29 protein-coding genes and 1 pseudogene are annotated in these 26092 nt (G+C 59.9%); 11 read left to right on the top strand and 19 right to left on the bottom strand.

Features of this window, described 5'->3' with window-relative positions; translation table 11 throughout:
* Positions 1–75: 75 nt before the first annotated feature.
* The 8 genes from BMX59_RS08710 to BMX59_RS08675 form a co-directional block, all read right to left on the bottom strand.
* Positions 76–780: a YoaK family protein gene (locus BMX59_RS08710; protein ID WP_092243742.1), complete on the bottom strand. Its 705-nt coding sequence runs from the start codon at positions 778–780 to the stop codon at positions 76–78.
* A 69-nt stretch (positions 781–849) separates the two neighbouring features.
* On the bottom strand, positions 850–2472 hold the full coding sequence (locus BMX59_RS08705; protein WP_093121037.1) for an ABC-F family ATP-binding cassette domain-containing protein: 1623 nt from the start codon (positions 2470–2472) through the stop codon (positions 850–852).
* 124 nt (positions 2473–2596) lie between these two features.
* Entirely contained in the window at positions 2597–3634 is a 1038-nt protein-coding gene (locus tag BMX59_RS08700) for a DNA topoisomerase IB (protein WP_093121036.1), read from the bottom strand.
* A gap of 78 nt (positions 3635–3712) precedes the next feature.
* Positions 3713–4792, bottom strand: coding sequence for a molybdenum ABC transporter ATP-binding protein (gene modC, locus BMX59_RS08695; protein ID WP_093121257.1), 1080 nt, complete (start codon positions 4790–4792; stop codon positions 3713–3715).
* A 5-nt stretch (positions 4793–4797) separates the two neighbouring features.
* A complete protein-coding gene (gene modB / locus BMX59_RS08690; RefSeq protein WP_093121035.1) occupies positions 4798–5478 on the bottom strand; it encodes a molybdate ABC transporter permease subunit in 681 nt (226 codons plus the stop codon).
* Positions 5479–6237, bottom strand: a complete 759-nt coding sequence (modA, locus tag BMX59_RS08685) for a molybdate ABC transporter substrate-binding protein (protein ID WP_071488232.1) — start codon at positions 6235–6237, stop codon at positions 5479–5481.
* Between the two features lie 119 nt (positions 6238–6356).
* Positions 6357–7415, bottom strand: a complete 1059-nt coding sequence (locus BMX59_RS08680; RefSeq protein ID WP_092243728.1) for an NAD(P)H-dependent flavin oxidoreductase — start codon at positions 7413–7415, stop codon at positions 6357–6359.
* 109 nt (positions 7416–7524) lie between these two features.
* Entirely contained in the window at positions 7525–8403 is an 879-nt protein-coding gene (locus BMX59_RS08675) for an alpha/beta fold hydrolase (RefSeq protein ID WP_093121034.1), read from the bottom strand.
* 174 nt (positions 8404–8577) lie between these two features.
* Here BMX59_RS08675 and BMX59_RS08670 point away from each other — a divergent pair, with 174 nt between their 5' ends.
* On the top strand, positions 8578–9171 hold the full coding sequence (locus BMX59_RS08670; protein WP_093121033.1) for a CGNR zinc finger domain-containing protein: 594 nt from the start codon (positions 8578–8580) through the stop codon (positions 9169–9171).
* A gap of 56 nt (positions 9172–9227) precedes the next feature.
* Here BMX59_RS08670 and ada read toward each other — a convergent pair whose 3' ends face one another.
* From ada to BMX59_RS08650, 4 genes are all read right to left on the bottom strand, one after another.
* The gene (gene ada, locus BMX59_RS08665) at positions 9228–10280 is read right to left on the bottom strand and encodes a bifunctional DNA-binding transcriptional regulator/O6-methylguanine-DNA methyltransferase Ada (protein ID WP_092243718.1); all 1053 of its coding nucleotides are present in this window, start codon (positions 10278–10280) and stop codon (positions 9228–9230) included.
* 75 nt (positions 10281–10355) lie between these two features.
* Positions 10356–11021, bottom strand: a complete 666-nt coding sequence (gene alkB / locus BMX59_RS08660) for a DNA oxidative demethylase AlkB (RefSeq protein WP_093121032.1) — start codon at positions 11019–11021, stop codon at positions 10356–10358.
* Between the two features lie 4 nt (positions 11022–11025).
* Positions 11026–11193, bottom strand: coding sequence for a hypothetical protein (locus tag BMX59_RS30435; protein ID WP_012724160.1), 168 nt, complete (start codon positions 11191–11193; stop codon positions 11026–11028).
* Between the two features lie 30 nt (positions 11194–11223).
* The gene (locus tag BMX59_RS08650) at positions 11224–11526 is read right to left on the bottom strand and encodes a DUF1883 domain-containing protein (protein ID WP_003191319.1); all 303 of its coding nucleotides are present in this window, start codon (positions 11524–11526) and stop codon (positions 11224–11226) included.
* Between the two features lie 212 nt (positions 11527–11738).
* Between BMX59_RS08650 and BMX59_RS08645 the strand changes: the two genes are divergently transcribed.
* Together BMX59_RS08645 and BMX59_RS08640 are read left to right on the top strand one after the other, a co-directional pair.
* Positions 11739–12092 (top strand): hypothetical protein, encoded by a 354-nt coding sequence (locus BMX59_RS08645; RefSeq protein ID WP_071488238.1) that lies wholly within the window; start codon positions 11739–11741, stop codon positions 12090–12092.
* A gap of 115 nt (positions 12093–12207) precedes the next feature.
* A complete protein-coding gene (locus tag BMX59_RS08640) occupies positions 12208–12438 on the top strand; it encodes a hypothetical protein (protein WP_071488239.1) in 231 nt (76 codons plus the stop codon).
* Positions 12439–12447: 9 nt separating this feature from the next.
* Here BMX59_RS08640 and BMX59_RS08635 read toward each other — a convergent pair whose 3' ends face one another.
* Both BMX59_RS08635 and BMX59_RS08630 read right to left on the bottom strand, forming a co-directional pair.
* Positions 12448–12729, bottom strand: coding sequence for a hypothetical protein (locus BMX59_RS08635; RefSeq protein ID WP_071488240.1), 282 nt, complete (start codon positions 12727–12729; stop codon positions 12448–12450).
* 143 nt (positions 12730–12872) lie between these two features.
* A complete protein-coding gene (locus tag BMX59_RS08630) occupies positions 12873–13058 on the bottom strand; it encodes a hypothetical protein (RefSeq protein WP_012724166.1) in 186 nt (61 codons plus the stop codon).
* A 309-nt stretch (positions 13059–13367) separates the two neighbouring features.
* Between BMX59_RS08630 and galU the strand changes: the two genes are divergently transcribed.
* The gene (gene galU, locus BMX59_RS08625) at positions 13368–14207 is read left to right on the top strand and encodes a UTP--glucose-1-phosphate uridylyltransferase GalU (protein WP_003173830.1); all 840 of its coding nucleotides are present in this window, start codon (positions 13368–13370) and stop codon (positions 14205–14207) included.
* A 105-nt stretch (positions 14208–14312) separates the two neighbouring features.
* On the top strand, positions 14313–15671 hold the full coding sequence (gene gorA, locus BMX59_RS08620; protein ID WP_093121031.1) for a glutathione-disulfide reductase: 1359 nt from the start codon (positions 14313–14315) through the stop codon (positions 15669–15671).
* A 6-nt stretch (positions 15672–15677) separates the two neighbouring features.
* Here the strand turns inward: gorA and BMX59_RS08615 are convergent, their stop codons facing one another.
* Positions 15678–16679, bottom strand: coding sequence for a DNA-binding protein (locus tag BMX59_RS08615; RefSeq protein WP_092243709.1), 1002 nt, complete (start codon positions 16677–16679; stop codon positions 15678–15680).
* 170 nt (positions 16680–16849) lie between these two features.
* Between BMX59_RS08615 and BMX59_RS08610 the strand changes: the two genes are divergently transcribed.
* The 3 genes from BMX59_RS08610 (at position 16850) to ahpF (ending at position 20183) form a co-directional block, all read left to right on the top strand.
* Positions 16850–17782: a site-specific integrase gene (locus BMX59_RS08610; protein ID WP_093121030.1), complete on the top strand. Its 933-nt coding sequence runs from the start codon at positions 16850–16852 to the stop codon at positions 17780–17782.
* A 144-nt stretch (positions 17783–17926) separates the two neighbouring features.
* A complete protein-coding gene (ahpC, locus tag BMX59_RS08605) occupies positions 17927–18490 on the top strand; it encodes an alkyl hydroperoxide reductase subunit C (protein WP_010210361.1) in 564 nt (187 codons plus the stop codon).
* Positions 18491–18617: 127 nt separating this feature from the next.
* Positions 18618–20183: an alkyl hydroperoxide reductase subunit F gene (gene ahpF / locus BMX59_RS08600; protein WP_093121029.1), complete on the top strand. Its 1566-nt coding sequence runs from the start codon at positions 18618–18620 to the stop codon at positions 20181–20183.
* A gap of 52 nt (positions 20184–20235) precedes the next feature.
* Here ahpF and gloA read toward each other — a convergent pair whose 3' ends face one another.
* Positions 20236–20757 (bottom strand): lactoylglutathione lyase, encoded by a 522-nt coding sequence (gloA, locus tag BMX59_RS08595; RefSeq protein WP_071488245.1) that lies wholly within the window; start codon positions 20755–20757, stop codon positions 20236–20238.
* A 195-nt stretch (positions 20758–20952) separates the two neighbouring features.
* Between gloA and BMX59_RS08590 the strand changes: the two genes are divergently transcribed.
* Positions 20953–21489 (top strand): DUF4946 domain-containing protein, encoded by a 537-nt coding sequence (locus BMX59_RS08590; RefSeq protein WP_092244413.1) that lies wholly within the window; start codon positions 20953–20955, stop codon positions 21487–21489.
* A 113-nt stretch (positions 21490–21602) separates the two neighbouring features.
* Here the strand turns inward: BMX59_RS08590 and BMX59_RS08585 are convergent, their stop codons facing one another.
* Both BMX59_RS08585 and BMX59_RS08580 read right to left on the bottom strand, forming a co-directional pair.
* Positions 21603–21965, bottom strand: coding sequence for a histone-like nucleoid-structuring protein, MvaT/MvaU family (locus BMX59_RS08585; RefSeq protein ID WP_071488246.1), 363 nt, complete (start codon positions 21963–21965; stop codon positions 21603–21605).
* 198 nt (positions 21966–22163) lie between these two features.
* Complete coding sequence (locus BMX59_RS08580) at positions 22164–23705, bottom strand: EAL domain-containing protein (protein ID WP_092243704.1); 1542 nt, start codon at positions 23703–23705, stop codon at positions 22164–22166.
* 121 nt (positions 23706–23826) lie between these two features.
* On the opposite strand from BMX59_RS08580, the gene BMX59_RS30070 reads away from it, so the two are divergent.
* The gene (locus BMX59_RS30070; protein WP_139212855.1) at positions 23827–24060 is read left to right on the top strand and encodes a hypothetical protein; all 234 of its coding nucleotides are present in this window, start codon (positions 23827–23829) and stop codon (positions 24058–24060) included.
* Here the strand turns inward: BMX59_RS30070 and BMX59_RS08575 are convergent.
* Positions 24055–24942 carry a LysR family transcriptional regulator gene (locus tag BMX59_RS08575; protein ID WP_093121028.1) on the bottom strand — a complete coding sequence of 296 codons (888 nt, stop codon included), beginning with the start codon at positions 24940–24942 and terminating at the stop codon, positions 24055–24057. The genes BMX59_RS30070 and BMX59_RS08575 overlap by 6 nt on opposite strands.
* Positions 24943–25020: 78 nt before the next feature.
* On the opposite strand from BMX59_RS08575, the pseudogene BMX59_RS08570 reads away from it, so the two are divergent.
* A pseudogene (locus BMX59_RS08570) lies at positions 25021–25945 on the top strand (DMT family transporter).
* Positions 25946–26092 lie beyond the last annotated feature (147 nt).

Genomic DNA, 26092 nt, shown 5'->3' with positions numbered 1-26092 from the left:
GCTCGCCCGACATGATGGCTCTTTACCAGTACACGGACGTCGAGGCCTAAACGTCGGGCGAGCTCCTTTTAACCTTCAGCGGGGCATGAAGCCCAGGTGCCAGCGCCGAGGGATCTTCAGCGATACCAGCCCTAGCAGCCCCGCCAATACACCGCTGATGATCAGCGCCTTGAGCCCCAACTGCTGCTCCAGCAGCGCACCGATCACCGCCCCCACAAACATCCCGGCCCAAGGGATCAACTGTACGCGCCAGCCATTGCGGCGCTCGCCGAGCAGCCAGCGCCCCAGCCCACGGCCAAAGCGTGACAGTGCGCCGGTGACGTAAGTCAGTCCCACCGGCAGCCCGTTGACCTCTTCCACCGCAGCATTGAGCATGCCCATCGCGATGATCGCCGCCAGTAGCGCGGGCAAGGTATCGGCGAAGGGCAGGAGTGCACCGCCGCACAGCAAGGCGGCAATACACAGCAGCAAGGGCAGGGCATGGCGACGGCTGAGTCGGCCGACCACCACGCCCAGCGCGTTACCCACCACAAAAGTTGCCACCAGCAACAGCAGCCGCCCGGTCAGGCCCAGGTCACCCGCGCTTATCGCCACCGCCAGGCGCGTAGTGTTCCCGCTCATGAACGAAACAAAGTCACCGCTCGCCATGAAGCCGATGGCATCGGTCATGCCCGCCAGCACCGACAGGCTGGCCACCAGCATCAGTCCGACGCGGCCACGCCAACGCTGTCGATGGGCCAGTGCGGCATTGACGTAGGGCTTTCGTGGCGAAGGCAACATAGGGCCGGGTTCCTCGGTGAGATTATCCGGCCACTACCGTAGGACGCTTTAAGCGCGCATGCAATGACCTCAGGCAGGCGTCAGGGTCCAACCCGCAGGATGCCAATCCAGAAAGTGCGTCGGCCTGATCGCCTGCACAAACGCCGCGTCATGGGACACCACCAGCATTGCCCCGGCAAAACCTTGCATGGCTTGCTCAAACGCCATCACCGATTCCAGGTCCAAATGGTTGGTCGGCTCGTCCAGCAACAGCAATTGCGCCGGCACTGCGCGCCACAAGGCAACCGCCATCGCAGCCTTCAAGCGTTCGCCGCCGCTGAGTTGCCCGGCGGGTTGGGTCACACGCAGGGCATCCAGTTGCAGCAGGGCCAGGCGCGTGCGCAATTCGCCTTCCGCCAGCGGGGTGTCCAGCAGGTTCAGTTGTTCGACGATGGAACGGTGGTCGTCGAGCAGCGCGAGGTGCTGATCGATATAGGCGCTGGGCACGTGCACGTGGCATTCGCCGCTTTCCGCACGCCATTCTCCCGCCAGCACTTTGAGCAGCGTGGACTTGCCGCAACCGTTGGGTCCATGCACCGCCACCCGCACCGGGCCGGTGAGGTGCACGTTGAGGCAGGTCGACGGCAGCCAGGGTAATTGCGCGTTGATCAACGACAGCACCTGTCGGCCGTTGGGTACCGCTGACGCAGGCAATGCCACCAGCGTCGGCGTTTCATCCTCGACCCGTGCATAGGCTTGGCGCACCTGGGCATCCAGCTCCTGTTTGTGTTGCTCATGGGCGCTGCGCACGGTGCTGACGATCTGCGAGGCAGCGCCTTTCCAGCGCGCTTTGGTGAAGCGATCGACGTTGGCCGTTTCCGCATGCTTGCGTGAGCGGGCGGTATGGCGTTGCAGGTTGTCGTGGCCTTTTTGCAGGCGCCGCTTTTCGCGGCTGCGTTCCAGGCGGGCGTGTTCCAGTGCGGCGACGGCGGCGTGCTGTTCAGCGTCGCGCTGTTGTCGATAGGCGTCGTAGTTCCCGCCATATAGGTTTACGCCGAGCGGCGACAGTTCAATGATGCGCCCCATGGCGTTGAGTAATTGCCGGTCATGGCTGACCACCACCAGGCCGCCACGCCATTCGTCGAGGACACGCAGCAGCCAGGCGCGGCCATCGCTATCGAGGTGGTTGGTGGGCTCATCGAGCACCAGCAACTGTGGCGCGGCCAGCAGCGCGCCGATGATCGCAACCCTGGCTAACTGGCCGCCGCTGAGTTGACGGGCTGGGGTATCAACAGAAAGCCGCGACAACCCTGCGGCATTCAAGCTACTGCGCAAACGCTCGGCCAAGTCCCAACGATCATCGATCAACTCGAGGTCATCGATCTGTGGGGCGCCTCGGGCCATGCGCTCAAGGGCGGTCAATATCGCTGCGGTGCCGGTAAGATCGGCGACGGTATCGCCTGGCGCTACCACGACGTTCTGCGCTACATAGATCACGCTGCGCGGGCAATTCAACGAGCCGGAGGAGGGCGACAACAGCCCCGCGATCAATTTGGCGAGTACACTTTTTCCTCGACCATTGCGCCCCACGATACCGGTGGGGGTGTAATCGATGGACAGGTTGAGGTCATCCAGCAGCGTCTCGCCATTGGCGAACCGGAAGGATAAATGTTGCAGGGAAACAAGCACAGGCAGCCGGTTGACGTCAGTCATCAGCACCTCCAAAAAAATGTCGGACAGGCCAACAAGCGCGCCAGGCGGCTTGTTGCGGGTACATTTTGGAAGGCTTAGTGGTTCACGTCGGCGGTCGTCCTGCGCATCAGAAGGGAGGCAAAGCCTAACCCGCCTTGGCTTTTTTCGGCAAGTCTTGCGCCAGTTGCTCCAGGAACATCGCCAAGGCCACTTCTTCGGCCTTGAGCCCTTTGCGCAGTCTTGGTTTGGGCAATTTGGAGAGTTCGCCGAGGCTGAAATGCTCCAGAACGGCCGGGTGGATATAGCATTTGCGGCACACCGCCGGCGTGTTGCCCAGCTGCCTGGCGACGTCCTTGACCATCGCCACCACATGCCGCTTGGCATCCGACTCAGGCTGCCATTCCAGCTCGCGTAACACCGCCAGCGCCATGGCGGTGCCGGCCCAGGTGCGGTAGTCCTTGGCGGTGAAGTCGGCGCCGGTGAGACGGTGCAGGTAGTCATTGACGTCCTGGGAACTGACGGTGTGCCGTACACCGTCTTCGTCCAGGTACTGGAACAGGTTCTGCCCCGGCAGCTCCATGCAGCGTTTGACCACCGTGGCCAGGCGCCGGTCCTTGACGCTGATCTGGTGCTCTACGCCGCTCTTTCCACGAAACTGGAACTGGATCTCGCTGCCTTTGATATCCACATGACGGGTGCGCAGGGTGGTCAGCCCGTAGGACTTGTTGTCCCGCGCATACTGAGTATTGCCGACCCGGATCAGCGTCGCGTCCAGCAGCATGACGACCGTGGCCAGGACTTTTTCGCGGGTAAAGCCGGGTTCGGCGATTTGCGCTTCCAACTGTTTGCGCAGCTTCGGCAAGGCGTTGCCAAATTCCTGCAGGCGCGAGTATTTGTCGCTGTCGCGCACCTCACGCCAGCGCGCGTGATAGCGATACTGCTTGCGCCCGCGCGCGTCGCGGCCGGTCGCTTGCAGATGGCCTTGCGGGTCGGCGCAGATCCACACATCGGTGTAGGCCGGCGGTACGGCGAGGGCGTTGAGGCGCTTGATCTCATCCGCATCGCGGATACGCCCTCCCTTGGAATCGAAATACTGGAACTTGCCCCGCAGCGTCTTGCGACGGATGCCGGGCTGGGTGTCGTCAACGTAATGCAGGTCGCGGGGCAGCGCAGAGTCAGACATGGGGCGGGTTCCTTGGCAACACATCAGGCCGGTATGTCTGATTGACCGCAGCCGTATGCGGTCGTGCCAAAAGATTGCTCAAGCCAGCACGGCGACCGCCTTGATCTGCGCCCACAACGTCTGGCCGGGGTGCAGTTGCAACTGGTCGCGGGAGAATCGCGTGATGCGCGCCAACAGCGGCGAGCCTCCCGCGTCCAGGCGTACCAGCACGTGAGCGCTGTTGTCCGCGGCAATTTCCTGGGTGACGGTGACCGGCAGGCGATTGAGGATACTGCTGTGCTCCTCGGCTTGCAGACTGAGGCTCACGTCGCGCGCCTGCACCTTGATGCGCAGCGCCTTGCCCAGCGCCAGCGGTGCATGGGCCACGCGCATGTGCAGGGCGCTGGCGGGCAGTTGCAGCGTGAGCAATTGGTAGTGGTCGTCGTAGGCACTGACCGTACCATTGATGACCACACCGGCATCGTCACCCCGCGCCAGGGGCAGGTCGAGACGTGCCAGGGTTTCACCGATGGGGCCGCTGGCCAGGGCCTTGCCGTCGCTGAGCAGCACGATGTGATCGGCCAGGCGTGCCACTTCATCCTGGGCATGGCTGACGTACAGCACCGGGATATCCAGTTCATCGTGCAGGCGTTCGAGGTACGGCAGGATTTCCCCCTTGCGCTGACTGTCGAGGGCAGCCAGCGGCTCGTCCATCAGCAGCAGGCTCGGGCTGGTGAGCAAGGCGCGGGCGATACCGATGCGCTGGCGCTCGCCGCCGGAGAGGTGTTGGGGAAGGCGCTCGAGCAGATGACCGATGCCCAGCAACTCAGTAGCCTGGGCCATGTCCACACGACGCTGTTGACGGGCAATCCGCTTGAGGCCGAACTCCAGGTTGGCGCGCACCGACAGGTGCGGAAACAGGCTGGCCTCCTGAAACACGTAGCCCAGTGCACGTTTATGCGGCGGCACGAACAGCCCGTTACGGCTGTCTTGCCAGACGTCATCATTGATCTGGATGAAGCCGTCTTCGGCGCGTTCCAGCCCGGCGATGCAGCGCAGGCAGGTGGTCTTGCCGGAACCGGAATGCCCGAACAGCGCGGTCACGCCTCGGCCGGGCAGGTGCAGGTCCACATCGAGGGCAAAGCTCGAGTACTTGAGGTTCAGGCGTACATTGATCATCGACATCAGCTCCAGCCCATCCTGGTTTTACGGCTGGAGTAGAGCGCCAGCAACACAAGGAACGCGAACACCACCATGGAGCCGGCCAGCCAATGGGCCTGGGCGTATTCCATGGCTTCCACATGGTCGTAGATCTGCACGGAGACCACGCGGGTCTTGTCCGGGATATTGCCGCCGATCATCAGCACCACGCCGAATTCGCCGACGGTGTGCGCAAAGCCCAGGATCGAGGCGGTGATAAAGCCGGGGCGGGCCAGGGGCAGAATCACCGTGAAAAAAGTGTCCCACGGGTTGGCACGCAAAGTTGCGGCCACTTCCAGTGGGCGTGTGCCGATGGCGGAGAAGGCGTTTTGCAACGGCTGCACCACAAACGGCATGGAATAGATCACTGAGCCGATCACCAGCCCGGCGAAGCTGAAGGTGAGGGTGCCCAGGCCCAACCACTGAGTGAACTGGCCGAAATAGCCATTGGGCCCCATGGTCAACAACAGGTAGAAACCGATCACCGTCGGCGGCAACACCAAGGGCAAGGCGACGATCGCACCAATGGGGCCGCGCCACCAGGAACGGGTGCGCGACAGCCACAAGGCAATCGGAGTGCCGATGACCAGCAGGATCACGGTGGTCAGTGAGGCCAGTTTGAGGGTCAACCAGATAGCGGAGAAATCGGCACTCGATAACGGCATTTACTTGGCCAGCTCGTAACCAAAGGACTTGATGACGGCAGCGGCTTTAGGCCCCTTGAGGTATTCGACCAGTGCCTTGGCGGCGGCGCTGTCTTTGCCCTTGTTGAGGATCACTGCGTCCTGTTTGATCGGGTCGTGCATGGACGCCGGGACGATCCACGCCGAACCGCTGGTGACGTTGCCGTCTTTATAAATCTGCGACAACGCCACAAAGCCCAGCTCGGCGTTGCCGGTGGACACGAACTGATAAGCCTGGGTGATGTTCTGGCCTTCGACAATCTTGTCCTTGACCTTGTCGGTCAGACCTTCCTTGGCCAACACCTGAGTGGCAGCCAGGCCATAGGGCGCGGCTTTCGGGTTAGCAATCGACAGGTGCTTGAACTCGTTTTTCTTCAATACGTCGCCTTTGGCGTCGACGTAACCGTCCTTCGCCGACCACAGCGCCAGCGTACCGACGGCGTAGGTGAAGCGCGAACCCTTGACGGTGTCGCCTTCGCTTTCAAGCTTCTGCGGGGTGGTGTCGTCGGCGCTCAGGAACACTTCGAACGGCGCGCCATTCTTGATCTGGGTGTAGAACTGGCCGGTGGCGCCGTAGGCCGCGACCAGTTTGTGCCCGGTATCTTTCTCGAAGTCGGTGGCGATCGCCTGGATCGGTGCGGTGAAGTTGGCGGCGACGGCCACCTGGACTTCATCGGCGTGGGCCGAACCGAATGCCAGGGCAACGGCCAGGATGGCCAGGCGTGAGGCATGACTCTTCATGAAACAGCTCCTTTGAGGGTGTACGGCTTGTTATAGGTAGGAGGCTTAACCGCTATGTATGGGAATATATAGCGGTTGGCCTTTGCCGGTACAGTGCAAAGTTGCCACACAGCCGAGTGCTAGTTGAGCTTGGCCAGCGCCTGCTCCGCCAATTCACGGGTCAGTTCATAAGTCGTGGTGTCTTTGCCCAGGCGCAGTGCCTGGCCGGACCACAGGTTGCTGAAGCCCGCTTCATCCTTGGCCTTGAGCGGTATCAACGCGCCTCCGGAAGTGGGGAACGCCGGTGCGGCCGGGTTGATCGCGCCCAACTCGCGCATTACCCGGTTGACGATGCCCCGTGCCGGGCGACCGGTGAACAGGTTGGTCAGCGCGGTTTCGCTGGCCTGGGCATGGCGCAAAGCATAGTGATGTGAAGCCGTGACGTTGGCTTCGGGAGTAAACAGGTACGCCGTGCCAATCTGTACCGCCGAGGCGCCGAGGGCGAACGCTGCGACAATCCCGCGCGCATCACCGATGCCGCCGGCGGCAATCACTGGCACGCTGACGGCGTCGACGACTTGCGGCAACAGGGCGAACAGGCCGATCTGGGTATTGAGGTCGTCGCTGAGGAACAATCCACGGTGCCCGCCGGCCTCACTGCCCATGGCGATGATTGCATCGCAGCCATGCTGTTCCAGCCAGATCGCTTCTTCCACGGTGGTGGCCGAAGACAGCACTTTGGCACCAGTGGCTTTCACCCGGTCCAGCAGGGACTTTTCCGGCAAACCGAAGTGAAAGCTGACCACCTCGGGGCGGAATTCTTCGACGACCTGGCACGCGGCGTCATTGAACGGTTCACGGTTGGAGACCGGGGTGGGCGCATCAAAGTCGGCGCCCAGTTCGCGGTAGTAGGGTTCCAGCAGTGCCTTCCAGCGGCGATCACGCTCGGGGTCTGGCGTGGGCGGTTGGTGGCAGAAGAAATTGACGTTGATCGGACGTGGGCTGGCCTGGCGGATGGCGGTCAGCGCTTCGCGCAGCTGCTCGATGCTCAGTGCTGCAGCCGGCAGCGAACCCAACGCACCGGCCTGATTGGCGGCGATAACCATGGCGGTGGTCGTGCCCACCGCCATGGGGGCCTGGATGATGGGCAACTGAATGCCCAGCAGGTCTAGAAGGCGGGTGTCTGGCCAGGTGTTCATGGGGTGCGTCTCCAGCGTTAGTGAGGCTTTTCGCTGTTTTAACAGGGCCCATGGCCCCCGGCCACTCTGTTTTATTCACTGGACGATCGCGGCGTTTCGTGGTGCGTCATCAATTAATGGCGTTGCCGAGTACGGCGTGAATCCGCTCGGCGATATGGGCGGCATGGGTTTCCAGGGCGAAGTGACCGGTGTCGAGCAGTTCCACCACGGCGTTCGGGTTGTCGGTTTTATAGGCGTGGGCGCCTGGCGGGATAAAGAACGGGTCGTTCTGGCCCCAGATCACCAGGGTGGGCACGTGTGTGGCCTTGAAGAACGCCTGGAACGCCGGGTACAGCGTCAGGTTGTTGCGGTAGTCGAGGAACAGGTCCAGTTGGATCTCGTCATTGCCGGGGCGCTGCATGAGCAGTACATCGAGCATGTAGGATTCCGGGGCTACCCGCTCGGGCTGCTTTACGCCATGCAGGTATTGGTAGCGCGTGCCTTCCAGGCTGATCACTGCGTTGCGAATCACCTCGCGGTTGGCCTGGGACGGCTCGTTCCAATAGCTGCGAATCGGTGCCCAGGCATCCCCCAGGCCCTCCAGATAGGCGTTACCGTTCTGCGACACCAGTGCGCTGACCCGTTCCGGATGCGCCACCGCCAGCCGCAGGCCCACCGGCGCGCCATAGTCGAAGACATACAGGGCGTAACGGCTCAACGCCAGCGCATCGACAAAATGCCCGACCGTGATTGCCAGGTTGTCGAAGCTGTAGTGGTAATCGCGCTCAACCGGCACCTCGGTGAAGCCGAAGCCCGGCAGGTCCGGCGCAATGACCCGGAAGCGCGTGGCAAGCAAGGGGATCAGGTCGCGGTACATGTGCGACGAACTGGGAAAGCCGTGCAGCAGCAACATGACCGGTGCGGATGCAGCACCGGCCTCGCGGTAGAACATGCGCACGCCGTCGGCATCGACGTGGCGGTAGTGAACGACAGGGGTTGGAGTGGTCATGATGGAATGCCCTTTGTAACTAGATTGAGTTGATTTACGGGTTACCTTTTTAAAAAGCTGCGCTGATTAATGTAACCTGTCAAATCATTTATGAGGGTTAGAATTATTGTTTTTGTAACTATCCTGATGGCGTAATAGCGGTTACGATACGGGCGCTCACAAGAGGATTGCCCCATGACCCTTTCCCCATCCACTGCCGCCCCCTCGGAACCCTACGTCCTGGCCGATGATCCGGTGTTGGACATGCTCAATACCCTGGCGAACATCGACGGCGTGCCGTGGGATTTCTGGCAGGCCGATGCCGACGTGGCCGCCTGGTTGGTGCGCCTGCAATGGGTTGAACAACACGGTATTGCGCAGTTTGAACCAGGGGCCTTGCTCAGCGCTGCGCGGGAGTTGCGCGAAGTGATTCGTGAGTTGGTGGCTGCGCGCAAAGCGCGACTACCTGGCAATCCGGCTGCGCTCAACGGCTTTTTACGCAAGGCGGTGAGCCACCCGCAGTTGGTGTGGCCGGCGTCCGAGGCGCCAAAGCTTGAGCGCCAGCGCAAGCAGCAGACGGCGCAACAGTTCCTGGCCCCGATTGCCGAAGCGGCCGCCACGTTGCTGGTGGAAGGAGATTTCAATTTGATCCGGCGCTGCGAGCATCCGGAATGCATCTTGTGGTTTTATGACCGCACCAAGGCCCACAAGCGCCGCTGGTGCAGCATGGCGTTGTGTGGCAATCGGCATAAAGTCGCTGAATTTCGTAAACGCAAACTGAAGCTTTGAAGGAGATGGCCTTGCACACCATCCAGGAGCAGCACGTCGCGACAGTCAGGGATCCGCTAGGTCTTAGACGACTGTTCTCTGGCGAGCAATTGCTGTTTGCGCTCCACCCCCCAGCGGTAGCCCGATAGCTCACCATTGCTACGCACTACGCGGTGGCAAGGGATGGCCACCGCCAGGCTGTTGGCGCCACACGCCTGGGCCACCGCACGGAACGACTTTGGTGCGCCGATGCGCTCGGCGATCTGCGCGTAGCTGGCGGTGCTGCCCGGTGGAATCTCACGCAAGGCTTGCCAGACCCGTTCCTGGAATGCGGTGCCGCGCAGGTCCAGTGGCAAGTCCAGGCCGAGCGCGGGCGCTTCGATAAACCCCACGACCTGCGCAATCAGTTGCTCGAAACCCGGGTCGGCGCCCACCAGTTCCGCGTTGGGAAATTGATCCTGTAGATCGCGCACCAGTTGGTCCGGGTCATCCCCCAGCAGAATCGCACAGACACCGCGAGCGCTCTGCGCCACCAGGATCGCTCCCAGTGAGCACTGCCCGACGGCGAACAGTATCGCAGTGTTGGTGCCCCCGGCCTTGTAGTCGCCGGGCTTCATGCCAAGTAGTTGGTCGGCGGATTCATAAAAGCGGCTGTTGGAGTTGAAGCCCGCGTCATACAGTGCATCCGTCACTGAGTGCGCGCTCTTGAGACCGTCGCGCACCTTGCGCGAACGATGGGCGCTGGCATAGCCCTTGGGTGTCAGGCCAGTAACGGCTTTGAACACACGGTGAAAATGAAAGGGGCTGAGATTGGCGTGCAGTGCCAGCGTATTCAGGCTGGGTGGAGTGTCGGCCTGTTCGATATGACGACAGGCATCGGCCACCAGTTGTGCATGCTGCGCCGCGAGCTGGGTCTGGTCGCCGACCGCGCGTCTGCTGGCGCGATAGCCGGCGGCTTCGGCCTGCGCCGGGGTGTCGAAGAACTCGATGTTTTCCGGGCGCGGCAAGCGTGAAGCGCTACTGGCGCGGCAGTACACGCCGGTGGTCTTCACGCCATAGACGAACAGCGCATCGGCCTTGGGGTCACGGGCAAGTACGGCGGCCCAGCGCGGGTCTTGTTCGGTAGTCATGTTCGGCACTCTTGACGGATCCCGGCCAGATTAGCCGGGTCGCGAACGCCTGGCACTCTGAAGCTTGCGGTCAAATCAGCCGGCGGTGCGAAAGGTCAGGTTGATGCGTTGCGCACCCATCACCGGGTGCACGCCTTCCTTGATCGGCATCACGCCATGAAAGCGCAGGCGGTCCACGCCGCCCCAGACCACCACGTCGCCATGGAATAGCGAGACTTTGCGGGGCTTGTCGCTGCGCGCATGCCCACCAAACAGGAAAATCGCCGGCAGTCCGAGCGAGACAGACACCACGGGTTCGCTGTAACGACGCTCATTCTTGTCTTGATGCAGCGACATTTTTGCGCCGGGTACATAGCGGTTGATCAGGCAGGCGTCCGGGGCAAAGTCAGGGAACCCGGCATCAGCGGCCGCCAGCACCGCCAATTCGCGCAGGGCGCACGGCATGGGCGGCCAGGGTTGCTGGCTACGTGGGTCCACGGATGAGTAACGGTAACCAGAGGTGTCGGTAGTCCAGCCCAGGTCGCCGCAACTGCTCAATGCCGCCGACATGGTAAAACCACCCGGTGTGACCATTTGCCGAAACGGTGATTGAGCCAGCACCTGCCGTAGTTCCGGTAGAAGGCGCTCAATCCAGGGCAGGGCGTAGCCTTTTAATACGCAGGACTGTTCGCCAATTTGCTCGCGCCCTGCGGGTTGCTGCAAGGCGTCTTCGGCGAACAGATCTTCGGTGGGGCCGGGCATTCGCCTACAGCGCCTTGCTCACATTGATGTCGGTGATTTCATCACTGGCATCGTGAATTTTCGCCAAGGCTTGCTTGGCTTCTTCGACGCTGTTGGTCTGCAGTTGAGCGAACTCAAAGCGGCGTTCGCCGTTGAGCTTGTACTTGATCACGTATTTGGTAGTAGCGGTCACGATCGTTTCCTGTGGGAGGGGCGGGTCAGCTCAGCTCAGCTTGGAGCTGGTGCGACGCACAATGCGGATCTTGTGAGACAGCGCGGGTTTGCGGGTCACGCTGATGGCGCGGCGTGTGACCACGTCCAGGGTGATATTCCAGAACCCGGTGCTCGGTGCGGTGATCTTGGCGGGGAACTTGTCGAATGCGCCGCCGTGGTAGGTGTGTCGGCCGCCATTCTTGAAGCTGCGAAAGTTCGCATCGCTCATTAGCCGGATATTACAAGTCTGCGAGCATTCGATGACAACAATGTCTCCCTCGTTGAGGTGCTCGCGCTGGTGGATGAATTTCATGAGGGTGTCTCCAGAAGGGCTTTTTCTGAAAAATCAGAACGATACGTAGGTTAAGATGGAGTTTATCAGCCCCAGCGCGTTTATTATCGGCCCGTGTTCAACGACGTCGACAATTTAAAACAGTTATTTACCGAGTTTTCAGGGATAAATCCTACGTGGGCGGGAGAAAAATACCATCCCCGCTGTCGTAGGGTCTTTATCGGAGGTTTTGTATGAAGTGGAGTGTGTTGGTTCTGGCCCTGGCGATTGGTGGGTGTGCTTCGGTTGCAGATATCAAGCAGACCCCGCCGACCCTGGCGGTCATTTCCGGGAAGAAACCGCAGGAATATGCTGCCTGTGTAGTGCGCAAACTGTCCACCACGCGCCGCCCGCCGCAGATCGAGCCACATAAGGACGGTGTGCAGGTGATTGTGCCGCAGAAATTCTCGGCTGACCCGTCGGCGATTTTCGAGATCGAAGACCGCTCCAGTGGCAGCAGTATCAAGCTCTACGAGAGCATGTCCAATGTGCCGATCCGTCCCGGTGATGTGAAGAAGGCCGGCGAAGAGTGCATTTCCGGTTCATAAGCGCCGTTTCACCCACTGATCGGGCAGGGCATCCGTTAAACTCTCGCCCATTCAATGCAAAAATGCCGTGCAAACCCCCGGTTTGTGCGGCATTTGTTTTTTCGGGAAGTCTTTTATGAAGCGTGAACACGTCAGGGCTCGCCAGGCCGAAGGCCAGATATCGGCCACTCACATCATCCAGAACCCCGCTGACTTGGGGGAGTGGATTGTATTTTTCAAGAAAAGCGGTGGCCGCAGCTTTTTCCTGGTGGACGATCAGGATGAAGTCGAGTCGTTCTCGCGGCTGGATGACCTGGTGGAGACCATTCGTGGCCTGGGTATCAAGTTCGCCGACATCCAGTTGTAGGCGCTAAGCTTACTTGCACACGACTACGACACTGCGGCTTTTGAAGTTGCCGACGTCCTGGCCCAGGGTCTTTTCACTTTCCTTGAGCGAAGGCGTGCCTTCGGTGCCGACGATACGGTAGCCGGTGCCTGCGCAAGAAGCGTCGGCCTTTTCATAGCAGCTGGCCCAGGAATTGGCTTCGCCCGAGCAGTCGATGGTCAGGCCTTGCTCACCGTTTTTCAGGTAGACGTCAGAGGTGGTGGTGCATCCGGCGAGCGCCAGTCCTGCAGTCAGTGCCAGAATCTTGTTCATGTAGGTTCATCATCGAGGGTGTTGGAGGGCACGCTGACACTGTCGTGGGGCGTTTTGGCGAGATTATAGCGAACTGCCATCTACGTACAGACAAACACAAAAAAGCCCCGTTCACCGGGGCCTTCTGCACAGGGCGTTGACGCTTACTTGCCCTTGGGCCGTTTGCTCGAAGCGTGGCCTGCTTCATCCACAAACACTTCGGCTACGGCAATAGCCTGGCTTTCGCTGGCAAATGCGCCGGCGACGCTGTCGCCGTGGAAGTTGATCAGGTGCCAACCGTCTGCTCGCTTGGTGATCAGGTAGCCGTTCACGCCTTTTGGTTCTGACATCTATCAAGTATCTCGTGGTCTGGTTCAAGGGCCTAATGATAGCGCCAAATGTCGCGGGCACGCGCAAGTTATTCTAGGTCAGTGTTACCGCTGTAAAAGCATGCTAAAAAGGTCACAGCCCTTGGAAATACCCAGTGCAGGCTCATTTGGCCGTGCCGATGCAGATGCGCTTCGTAAGATACGCGGAACTTACGCCGAGATTTTTTCTCTATGATGACATCGCAACGCCAGCAGGACCCATTGTAAGGTGACTGCGGCCTGATTAGACTGCGCCGAATTCCGTACGCACAGCCCTTTGTAAGGACCCATATGATCAAGAAATGCTTGTTCCCAGCAGCCGGTTACGGCACTCGCTTCTTGCCAGCGACCAAGGCCATGCCCAAAGAGATGCTGCCGGTGGTGAACAAGCCACTGATTCAGTACGGCGTCGAAGAGGCACTGGATGCCGGCCTGAACGAAATCTCTATCGTGACCGGCCGTGGTAAGCGCGCGCTGGAAGACCACTTCGACATCAGCTACGAGCTGGAAAACCAGATCAAGGGCACCGACAAGGAAAAATATCTGGTCGGCATCCGCAAACTGCTGGACGAATGCTCGTTCTCCTACACCCGTCAGACTCAGATGAAAGGCCTCGGCCACGCCATCCTGACCGGCCGCCCGTTGATCGGTGACGAACCGTTCGCCGTGGTCCTGGCGGATGACCTGTGTGTGAACCTGGAAGGCGATGGCGTACTGACCCAGATGGTCAAGCTGTATCAAAAGTACCGCTGCACTATCGTTGCAGTGATGGAAGTGAACCCCACCGAAACCAACAAGTACGGCGTTATTGCCGGTGACGACATTGGCGATGGCCTGATCCGCGTGCGTGACATGGTCGAGAAACCCGCGCCGGAAGACGCACCTTCCAACCTGGCGATCATCGGTCGTTACATCCTGACTCCGGACATCTTCAAGCTGATCGAGGAAACCGAGCCAGGCAAGGGTGGCGAGATCCAGATCACCGATGCCCTGCTCAAGCAGGCCAAAGACGGTTGCGTGATTGCCTACAAATTCAAGGGCCAGCGTTTCGACTGTGGTGGCGCCGAGGGCTACATCGAAGCGACCAACTTCTGCTACGAGCACTTCTACAAGACTGGCAAGGCTTACTGATTCACGGTGTAGGCAGCCTATTCCAAAAAAGCCACCTTCGGGTGGCTTTTTCGTTTTTCAGCCCCATGTAAGTCGGTATGCTGATGTCCTGCCGAGGAGAGTGAAATGGCCTACGATTTTGACCTGTATGTAATTGGCGCCGGTTCCGGCGGTGTGCGTGCGGCACGTTTTGCCGCAGGCTTTGGTGCCAAGGTGGCCGTGGCGGAAAGCCGCTACCTGGGCGGCACCTGTGTCAACGTCGGTTGCGTGCCGAAAAAACTGTTGGTGTACGGCGCTCATTTTGCCGAGGATTTCGAGCAGGCCAGCGGTTTTGGCTGGTCGTTGGGCGAGGCGAATTTTGATTGGGCCACCTTGATCGCCAACAAGGACCGCGAGATCAATCGCCTCAATGGCATTTATCGCAACCTGCTGGTCAACAGCGGCGTAACCCTGCATGAAGGGCATGCGCGCCTGGTGGATCCGCATCAGGTCGAAATCAATGGCCAGCGCTTTACCGCCAGGCACATTCTGATCGCAACGGGTGGTTGGCCGCAGATTCCGGAGATTCCTGGGCGCGAACACGCCATAGGCTCCAATGAAGCGTTTTTCCTCAAGGAATTGCCCAAGCGTGTGCTGGTGGTCGGCGGTGGTTACATCGCTGTCGAGTTTGCCGGTATTTTCCACGGCCTGGGCGCCCAGACCTCGTTGCTGTACCGCCGCGACCTGTTCCTGCGCGGCTTCGACGGTTCGGTACGCACGCACTTGAAGGAAGAGCTGACCAAGCGCGGCCTGGACCTGCAATTCAATGCCGATATCGAGCGCATCGACAAACAGGCCGATGGCAGCCTCAAGGCCACGCTGAAAGACGGCCGGGTGCTGGAAGCTGATTGCGTGTTCTACGCCACGGGGCGGCGCCCGATGCTGGATAACCTGGGCTTGGAGAACACCGGTGTCAAACTCGACAAGCGTGGTTTCGTTGAGGTGGATGACCTGTACCAGACCGCCGAGTCCTCGATCCTGGCCATCGGCGATGTGATCGGTCGTGTGCAATTGACGCCAGTTGCCCTGGCCGAAGGCATGGCCGTGGCGCGTCGTCTGTTCAAGCCTGAGCAGTATCGTGCGGTGGATTACAAGATGATCCCGACGGCGGTATTCAGCCTGCCGAACATTGGCACCGTGGGGCTCTGCGAAGAAGAGGCGAGGGAGAAGGGCCACAAGGTGCAGGTCTTCGAAAGCCGTTTCCGGCCGATGAAGCTGACCCTCACCGAGTGCCAGGAAAAGACCTTGATGAAGCTGGTGGTCGACGCCGACACCGACAAAGTGCTGGGTTGCCACATGGTCGGCCCGGATGCGGGTGAAATCGTGCAGGGCCTGGCGATCGCGCTCAAGGCAGGCGCGACCAAGCAGCACTTCGATGAAACCATCGGCGTGCACCCGACGGCGGCGGAAGAGTTCGTCACCATGCGCACGCCCGTAGCGGGCTGATCAGGCCTAGGGCGTTGCCTCTGGCGCCGCTGCAACGGCGGCGGCCAGGCGCAGCGCCTCGACACTGGCCTGGGCCTTGATCAGCTCCAGTTCCAGGGTTTTATTGGCTTGCTGCTGTTCGCCCAGCGCTTCCTGGCGTGACTGGTTCTCCACCGCTGCTACTCGCAGGCGCTCCTGCAGCAGGGTGCGTTCGCTGTCAATCAGGCTCACCTGTTCAGTCAGCTTGAGCAGCCGGGCCTGATCCTTGCGGGATTGCTCTTGCAGTGCAGTCAATTCCCTCGCCGTTACCCGGTGCTCAATCAACAGGCGCTCATTGTCGCGATGCAGTTGGGTGATTTCATCCTGGCGCACCATGGCGCTCTGTTGGGCCTGGCGCAGTTCTGCCTGTACCTGTTGCAACTGGCCTTCATGGCGGCGCTGTTCCTGTTCGCGCTGCTCTTTTATGGCATTGCGGTAATGCTCCAGGGCGTCCCGGGCATGCAGATGCTTTTCTTCCAGCGAGCGAATCTGCTCGTCCTTGTCGCTGATCCTTAGCTCGTAATCACTGCACGCCTGGCTCAGCCCGGCGTTGCGGGTTTGCTCGGTCTGCAGGCTGGTGCTGGCGGTTTGCAGGGCTGCGCTTTCTTCTGCCAGGGCGGCCGCCTGGATATCGAACCGCTGCTGGAGTTGGTCATGGGCCTCCTGAAGGGCTTGCACCTGGGCGAGCAGGGCGGCCTTCTGCTGTTCGAACTGTGCCAGGGCCAGGTCGATTGGCTCTTGGGCTTTCTCTTTCAGGCGCTGGGCCAGTCGCGCCACCAGTTCGCCAAGCTCGTCGTCGATCGGCGCTTGGGTGATGGTGGTGCGCGTTTCGCTTTCATCCAGCTCTTTCAAATAACGATGAATGGTGGTTTTCGAGCCCGTATTGCCCATCTCGATACGTACTGCGTCGATGCTGGGGTTCTCGCCGCGGGCGAGGATTGCCAAGCGGGCTGTTTGAACTACTGCTTTGTTGATGCCGCCGCGAGCCATGGGGTCTCCGTCGATTTCGTAATGTGGTACGTGGTATGTATATACGTACCATATCATAAATAAAAATTTGTTGTGACTCATCGTTTAACAGATGGGATATTGGCGTATTATCCCGTATCATGCGTGTTTGATTCGCGAAAGTCCCCGCCAGTAGTACAAATAGGCTTCCCATGAGCGATCTGGATCGTTACCTCAACGCCGCCACCCGCGATAACACGCGGCGCAGTTATCGCGCGGCCATCGAGCACTTCGAAGTGAGTTGGGGCGGGTTCCTGCCGGCAACCAGCGACAGCGTGGCGCGCTATCTGGTCGCATACGCAGGTGTGCTGGCAGTCAACACGCTGAAGCTGCGGTTGTCGGCACTGGCGCAGTGGCATGCCAGCCAGGGGTTTCCTGACCCGACCAAGGCGCCCGTGGTGCGCAAGGTACTCAAGGGCATTCGTGCTGTGCACCCGGCGCAGGAGAAGCAAGCCGAACCGTTGCAGCTCAAGCATCTGGAACAAGTGGTTGCTTCTCTTGACGCTGAAGCGATAGAGGCGGCGCAGGCACAGGACCAGCCCCGGTTGCTGCGTGCCAAGCGTGATACTGCGTTGATCCTGCTGGGCTTCTGGCGTGGCTTTCGCAGCGATGAGTTGTGTCGCCTTTCCATCGAGCATGTGCAAGCCACGCCTGGAGCGGGGATCAGCCTCTATCTACCCCGCAGCAAAAGCGACCGCGACAACCTCGGCAAGACCTATCACACCCCGGCACTGTTGCGGCTGTGTCCGGTGCAGGCCTATAGCGAGTGGCTCAGTGCCGCGGCTTTGGTACGTGGCCCGGTGTTTCGCGGTATTGATCGCTGGGGCAACCTGGGGGAAGAGGGCTTGCACCCCAACAGTGTGATCCCGCTGCTGCGCCAGGCCCTGGAGCGCGCCGGCATTCCCGCCGAGCACTACACCAGCCACTCGCTGCGCCGGGGTTTTGCCACCTGGGCTCATCGCAGCGGCTGGGATTTGAAGTCGTTGATGAGTTACGTCGGCTGGAGCGACATGAAATCCGCCATGCGCTATGTTGAAGCCACGCCCTTTCTCGGCATGACCCTGGCGACCCGACCGCTGCTTTGAGATTTCTTCTATTAATACAGTCACCTGATAGGGAAAACCAATCGTCAGCATCAGGTTTGCCAATGAGCCATCGGCGTAGAGAGTGGGTAGGATTCACCTCATCAACTTGCTAAGCCCTTCTACAAACCTGACGGAGAGTCAACGATGCCTATCATCAACAGCCAAGTAAAACCGTTCAAAGCTACCGCCTACAAAAACGGCAACTTCGTAGATGTGTCCGACGCTGACCTGAAAGGCAAGTGGTCCGTTGTGTTCTTCTACCCAGCCGACTTCACCTTCGTTTGCCCAACCGAGCTGGAAGACCTGGCTGACAACTATGCCGAGTTCCAGAAACTGGGCGTCGAGATCTACAGCGTTTCCACCGACACCCACTTTGCCCACGCTGCCTGGCACAACACTTCGCCAGCCATTGGCAAGATCCAGTACACCATGATCGGCGACCCGACCCTGACCATCTCTCGCAACTTCGACGTGCTGATCGAAGAAGCCGGCCTGGCAGACCGCGGTACTTTCGTGATCAACCCGGAAGGTCAGATCAAGATCGTTGAACTGAACGACGGTGGCGTTGGCCGTGATGCTTCCGAACTGCTGCGTAAAATCAAGGCCGCTCAGTACGTTGCTGCCCACCCAGGCGAAGTGTGCCCAGCCAAGTGGAAAGAAGGCGAGGCTACCCTGGCTCCGTCCCTGGACCTGGTCGGCAAGATCTAAGTCTGTGAAGTCTCAAGGGCGGGAATCCGCACTTAAGTAAGCTGCATCCGCCCCCAAAACGCCCGGGCGAGATTCGCTCGGGCGTTTTTTTGTCTGCAATAAACCGAATGAACAGGAAATCGCCCGTATGTTGGACGCCAATCTTAAAGCTCAGTTGAAGTCATACCTGGAACGGGTCACCCAGCCGATCGAGATCGTCGCCTCCCTCGACGACGGCGCGAAATCCCAGGAAATGCTTGCCCTTTTGCAGGACGTGGTCAGCCTCACCACGCTGATTACCCTGAAAACCGATGGCAATGATGCGCGTAAGCCGTCGTTCTCCATCAACCGCCCGGGTGCCGAGATCAGCCTGCGTTTTGCCGGCATCCCCATGGGCCATGAATTCACTTCGCTGGTGCTGGCCCTGCTGCAAGTCGGTGGCCACCCGTCGAAGGCCAGTGTCGAAGTGATCGGACAGATCCGCGCCCTCAAAGGCGAGTTCAGCTTCGAGACTTACTTTTCGCTGTCCTGCCAGAACTGCCCGGACGTGGTCCAGGCGTTGAACCTGATGGCCGTGCTCAACCCTAACATCCGCCACGTCGCCATCGACGGCGCACTGTTCCAGGCTGAGGTGGACGAGCGCCAGGTAATGGCAGTGCCCAGTGTGTACCTTAATGGTGTGAACTTCGGCCAGGGTCGCATGGGCCTGGAAGAGATCCTCGCCAAGCTCGACACCAGCGGCATCGAAAAAACCGCCGAGAAAATCAGCGCCAAAGAGGCCTTCGATGTACTCGTCGTCGGCGGCGGTCCTGCCGGTTCATCGGCTGCGATCTACGCCGCACGCAAAGGTATTCGCACCGGCGTCGCCGCCGAGCGTTTCGGCGGGCAAGTGCTGGACACCATGTCCATCGAGAACTTCATTTCGGTACAGGAAACCGAAGGCCCGAAATTGGCCAGCGCCCTGGAAGCCCACGTGCGCCAGTACGACGTGGACATCATGAACCTGCAGCGCGCCAGTGCCTTGATTCCGGCGAAAAACGCCGGTGACCTGCACGAAATTCGCTTCGAAAGCGGTGCTACTCTCAAATCCAAGACCGTGATCCTGGCGACCGGCGCCCGCTGGAGAGAAATGGGTGTCCCGGGCGAGCAGGAATACAAGGCCAAGGGTGTGTGCTTCTGCCCGCACTGTGACGGTCCGTTATTCAAGGGCAAGCGTGTAGCGGTGATCGGCGGCGGCAACTCCGGCGTGGAAGCGGCCATCGATCTGGCCGGTATCGTCAGCCACGTGACCTTGCTCGAGTTCGACAGCAAGTTGCGCGCAGACGCCGTGTTGCAGCGCAAGCTCTACAGCTTGCCGAACGTCGATGTGATCACCAGCGCGCTGACCAGCGAAGTGAAAGGCGATGGCCAGAAAGTTACCGGTCTGGCGTACAAGGACCGTGACAGCGGCGAGTTCAAGACCATCGACCTGGAAGGGATCTTTGTGCAAATCGGCCTGCTGCCCAACACCGACTGGCTCAAGGGCACCGTGGAACTGACGCCGCGTGGCGAGATCATCGTCGATGCGCGTGGCGAGACGTCACTGCCGGGCGTATTCGCTGCCGGTGATGTCACCACAGTGCCGTACAAGCAGATCGTGATTGCGGTGGGCGAGGGCGCCAAGGCTTCCCTCAGTGCGTTCGATCATCTGATCCGGACTTCTGCCCCGGCGTAAGGAAGGCCGCGCAAATGAAAAAACCCCATGAGCGATCATGGGGTTTTTTTCGTTACAGCGGCGCCGGCTGGATAATTTCGACCCAATACCCATCCGGGTCCTTGATGAAGGCCAGGCTCTTCATGCGACCGTCGGTCAGGCGCTTCTGGAAATCGCAGCCCAAAGCTTCGAAGCGCTCGCAGGCAGCGACGATATCCGGCACCGAGATACAGATATGGCCAAAACCACGTGGGTCGGTATTGCCGTTGTGATAGGCGAAGTCAGCGTCGTTTTCGGTGCCGTGGTTGTGGGTCAGTTCCAGGATGCCTGGAATCGACTTCATCCACTGGGTGCGCTCGGCAGCGTCGGCCGGAATCTGTGATTTATCGACCAGAGCGAGGAAGTACAGGCTGAATTCGGCTTCCGGGAAGTCGCGTTTTTCAACCAGGGAAAAGCCCAGGACACGGGTGTAGAAGTCCAGCGACTTGGTGATGTCCTTGACCCGCAGCATGGTGTGGTTGAACACGAAATTGGCGGTGGCGGTGTCAGGTTGGGCAGTGACGCCCGGGAAAGTGTTCAGTTCGTGCAGGCTCATGGGCCCTCCAGAAAAAATGGGGCAAACGCGGCTCTGAAATGTGAGCGGTTCCTTGGCTTGCGGCTGGCATCCGTGCAGCCGCTCCATGATACGCAAGGCTCGGTCCGGTCGCCAGATGAAAAAGCCACGCAGGCCTTGCGGCCTGTGGAGGCTGGGGCTCAAACTTTGGCCATTGAACCTTGGGTGTTTTTGGTAATGACTGAATTTCGTAAACCGCTGTTGGGCATGCTGTGCGTGTGGTTGGGCAGTTCCTGCGTAGTGGCCGCCGAGCCCGAAATTCATTGGCCTGGTGGGTGGCAGGTCGAGGAAGTCGTCGCGGATGAACAGGCACCTGTAAAACCCCAAGCAGTATCACGCCAGCGGGCAATCAAGAATGATGAAAACGGTACGACCCTGATGGTCATGGAGTTGACCGGGACACCGATTGAAGTTGGCCACAAGGTTAATCTTCAAGGCGTACTGCTGGAGATGCGCAAATCCATCCAGAAGGATTTTGCCCAGGGCGGTTATCAAAGCGTGTGCAGCAAGATGCGCCCTTCAACATTGAGCCGTCTTGAAGCGCTGGAAACTACTTGCGTGATAACCGAGAACGGGCGGCACGTGCTCTCGCAAACATTGGTGGGCGCGGTTGATACCGATAAGGCGTATGTTTTTTCATACGCAGGTCGGGCCGATGCGTATGAAGCAAGCAAGGAGGAAGTCAGTTCGGTACGCGATAGCCTGAAACTTTAAGTGCGTGAGGCATGTCGATTTTGAACAAAGTGAAATGTTATTTAAGTTCGATTTCGAACCTTATAAGATAAAAAAGCCCCGCGTCAGCGGGGCTCTTTATAAATCCGGTACGATCAGCCGCGAAGCCAGGAATCTACAGTGGCAGGGCCGTACTGTTCTTTCCAGGCCTTGAGGCCACGGTGGTTACCGCCTTTGGTTTCGATCAGTTCACCGGTGTGCGGGTTCTGGTAAACCTTGACCACTCGCGCACGGCGCTGTTTGGGTGCGGCAGCAGCGGCGCTGGACTTGCCCGGGTTTGGATCAAGGATGGAAATGATGTCGCGCAGGCCTTTGCCATAGCTCTTCATCAGGGCTTGAAGCTTTTCCTCGAATTCGATTTCTTTCTTCAGGCCAGCATCGTTCTTCAGGGATTCCAGCTGGGCAAGCTGCTCTTGAAGGGCTTTTTCTGCTGCGCGAAATTCGGCGAGTCTGGACAAAATCTGTACTCCAATAGTGTAGTTGGCTGATATCAACTGCAGACAAAGCTATAAGCCAAGCGCTTTAAGGCGACCCAGGAAAGAAGTCGTCTCGCGAGTTCTGCACAGGCAGGAAAAATTGTAGTAGTTAATGCGCCACGAGTAAATCATGTCTTTTCTCCAGACCCAACTATTTCAGTACAGGTAGTGCATGGCTATTCAATGACGCGCCAGCGATTTAATAAATTCATCACAGGGTAAAGGCTTTCCAAACAGGTAGCCTTGCAGGAAGTCCACCCCTTGAGCGGCCAGGTAATCACACTGTTCGCGCGTCTCCACACCTTCTGCAACAATGCCCAAGTCGAGCTTGCCCGACAGCTCTATGATGCTGTCCAGAATATGCCCCGATAGTGCATCTGCACCGATCATGGCGACAAAACTCTGGTCAATCTTCAAGTAGTCCACATTGAAGTTGCGTAAATAGCCCAGGCTGGAATGGCCGGTGCCAAAATCGTCAATGGCAATCATCACCCCCAATTGATGCAAGGCGTCGAACAAGCGGCGGGTAATCTCGGTGGGTTCGATCAACTCGCGTTCGGTCAACTCCAGCACCAGAGTCACCTGGCCTACGGGAAAGGCGGCGAGAAACTCACGGCAGTCCTCCACCAGTGCCAGGTCCTGGCAGTGGCGTGCAGTGATGTTCACACCAATATGGAATCCCGGGCTGAAACGCGTGGCATGGGGCGCCAGTTGCGCGGCGGTCTGGCGCAGGAGAGCACGAGTCATCGGCACGATCAGGCCCGAATGCTCGGCCAGGGGGATAAACAGATCGGGTCGCACCAGCCCTTCCTTAGGGTGTTGCCAGCGCATCAGTACCTCGCAGCCTGCCCATTCACGGGTATCACCGCGCACCACGGGCTGGAAGTACGGAATGAATTCGTTGGCGGCCAATGCCCGATACAGTTCATGGGTGGGGGCCGAAGAGCGTTTTTGCAGCCAATGCGCCAGCGCCCCAGCCAGCAGGCCAAAGAACACCAGCAGGCTGAACAACGCCGGGTATCGAGCCTGCATGTAGCGCCAGACTTCGCCAGCCGGCATGCCTGCGTCGACGCTGTAGTGATAACGCGAGGATGCAAGATGATGGTGCGCCACGGCAAATAGCGGCACCGCGGTGTCATGCACTTTTCCATCGGCCCCCAGCCAATGGGGCCCGACTTGCAGTACCAGGTCGGCGTAACGACTGATCAGGCGCAAGGCGTTGGTCAGGTGGTAGCCGTCGATCGACGCAAATGCGGCCTTGTCACCCTCGACCAGCCGGTACACCAGCAGAGCGGTATCCGGCGTCACCGGGTTGCCATCCATCAACCACAACTTGCCGTCTACATAATCATCCGGATTGACCGGCGACGCGTATTGGTCGCCAAACAACGAGCTGCAGTAGATGTTTCTCTGCCAGGACAAGGTGGTCGCCCGCACGAATGGACGGCGCGTGACCTGCTCGCGCAATGCCAGCTGCGCGCCGTTATCACAGGGTTGACCTGCCAGTGGCAGCAACGCCTGGGCGGCGAGGGCGGTGTTATCGAGCATCAAGTCGAATTGGCGCACAGCTTCCTGCGCGGTCTGGGCGGTGCTTTGTTCAAGGGTGCGTTCGGCCTGCCAATGGAGGATCGCCACGCCCAATGCAACGGGCACCATGGCGCAAAATACGCTGATCAGGTTACGGGTGGCACGGCTGCGCGGGCCTTGGACGGTCAGGGGCATGGGGTAAAAGCCTGGTACGAGGTGAGAGAGGCGTCAGTACGGCGGGTCGGACATGACTCGATGATAGTTGCAGTCGCCGCAATAAGCTCGGGATACCTACCCGTTCGGTCAGTAGGCAGCCTTGCGGGCGTTATCTGGGACTGCTACTGGCAGTGCTGCTGCTGCACGGTGGACCGGCGACGGTAAATGCCGGTGTGATCATCAACGGCACGCGCCATATCGACTGATCGCCCCACGGTCCGCCACCCGCCTGTCCTTCGACGCGATCCTGAAGTTGCCATCCGGCGCTGCCAGCCTGCGCTTCAGTACCGTGGATGACAACGGCGCGCTGCGCCATCATCGCCAGCTGCTATAGCGGTGTGACATGCCCATAGTCCAGGCCTTGTGCCACGCGAATAAACGCCAGGGTGGCGGGTGACGCCTGGCGGCGGTCCAGCACCGCCAGTCCAATCGAACGGGTAATGGCCGGTGCCAGTGGGCGTGCCACATAACGCGGGTCTGGCGTAACCGGCAGGGAACCCTGGGCCACCACGCTGACGCCATCGCCACGGCTCACCGCTTCCAGCGTGCTGAGCAACTGCGCGCAACGGTAACGCACCTTCGGGGTCAACCGGGCATCGGCGAACAGGCGCGAGACCAGCTCCGACGAGCCGGCCTCGGTCAGGATGAAGGGCGCCTCGCAGAGATCTCCAAGACGCAGGGCAGGGTGTGCGACCAGGGGGTGGTTGGCCGGCAACAGCGCGACCATCTGATCGGTGAACAGCGCGAAGGTGTCGAATCGCTCTTGCTCCAGCACCACGAAACCCACGTCGATGCGCCGCTCATCCAGCCATTGGATGACCTGGCGGTCCGGGCCTTCATCGACATGCACCTCAATGTCGGGGTAGGCCTGGCGAAACGGCCGAAGGATCTGCGGCAACAGCCGATTGGACGACGTTGGCCCGAAGGAGCCGATGCGCAGCGTGCCGCGCTTCAAGCCCCGGGCATCGGCGGCCTCCTGTTCAAGGGTGCCGGCCAGGCCGAGCATGGCGCGGGCGCGCAGCAGCAATTGTTCGCCAATGTCGGTCAACGCCACATGGGCTTGATGACGACGGAACAGCTCCACCCCCAGTTCCTGCTCCAGGCCCTTGATGGCATGGGACACCGCCGATTGGCTGATACCCAGGCGGTTGGCCGCATGGGTAAAGCCTTGCAGCTCAGCGACCAGGGAGAAAATTTCAAGTTGGGTCAGGGTCATGAGTATTTACTCATTTTACGATGATCAAGTATCAGGCAAACACTAGGCTAACTCGTTCAGCACCAGAGCAATACCACCATGAAACCTTCCACCGATTGTTTGACCTACTTGAAGCTCGCTGCCGTCTCCATGATCTGGGGCGGCACCTTCGTCGCCGGGCGCTACCTGTCCGGTGCCATCGACCCGCTGCTGGCGGCCAGCCTGCGTTTTCTGCTGGCCAGCGTCGCGCTGTTGCTGTTCATGGCGTTTGCGCGCATTCCCCTGGCCCGTCCAAACCTGGCGCAGTTGGGGCGACTGGCATTGCTGGGATTTTTCGGCATCTTTTTCTACAACCTGTGCTTCTTCTACGGCTTGCAGTACATCGGCGCCTCGCGGGCATCGCTGATCGTCGCCTTGAACCCAGCGGTGATTGGCCTGACATCCTGGCTGTTATTCAAGGAACGCCTGGGGCTTGGCAAGGCACTGGGGATCGGGTTGTGCCTGGCGGGCGCGGCGGTTGTCATCATCAACCGCGACCCACTGGGGCTGCAGGGTGCGACCAACGCCTGGCGCGGCGATCTGCTGATCGCCGGCTGCGTGGCGGGGTGGGGCCTCTATTCGCTGGGCGCACGCGCGCTTAACCAGCGCCTGGGGCCCTTGCAGACCGTCACCTGGTCGGTGTTGCTGGGAACGCTGATGCTTACGCTCATCACGCTGTTGAGCGGGCGACTGACTCTGGTTGCGCTCAGTGCTATCCACCTGCCGCAGTTGTACAGCCTGCTCTACCTCGGGGTACTGGGCTCGGCCCTGGCGTATATCGGCTATTACGATGGCATCCGGCGTATTGGCGCGACCCGCAGTGGTGTATTCATCGCGCTCAATCCGCTGACGGCGGTGATCTGTGGCGCCGTGCTGCTGGACGAGCCTTTCACCCTGCCCATGCTGATGGGCGGTGCGATCATCCTGGCGGGCATCTACCTGTGCAAATAAACCCCTTGCACGGGTGCGGGTAATGGGGATTTGATAAGAGTACGGACAAACGCAGTTACGCTGTGTAGAATCGATTTACGCATACAAGAATATGGACTTGTGCTCACGCAAGCCTAAGCCGTCAGAGACCGATGACATCATGAAGCTACTCGGCTCCCCCCTCATCTTTGGTGACTTCCTC

This window comes from Pseudomonas sp. NFR09 (assembly GCF_900111535.1).
Classification (GTDB): domain Bacteria; phylum Pseudomonadota; class Gammaproteobacteria; order Pseudomonadales; family Pseudomonadaceae; genus Aquipseudomonas; species Aquipseudomonas extremorientalis.
Note: the sequence above shows the minus strand (reverse complement) of the source record. Positions and strands in the feature narration are given on the sequence as shown.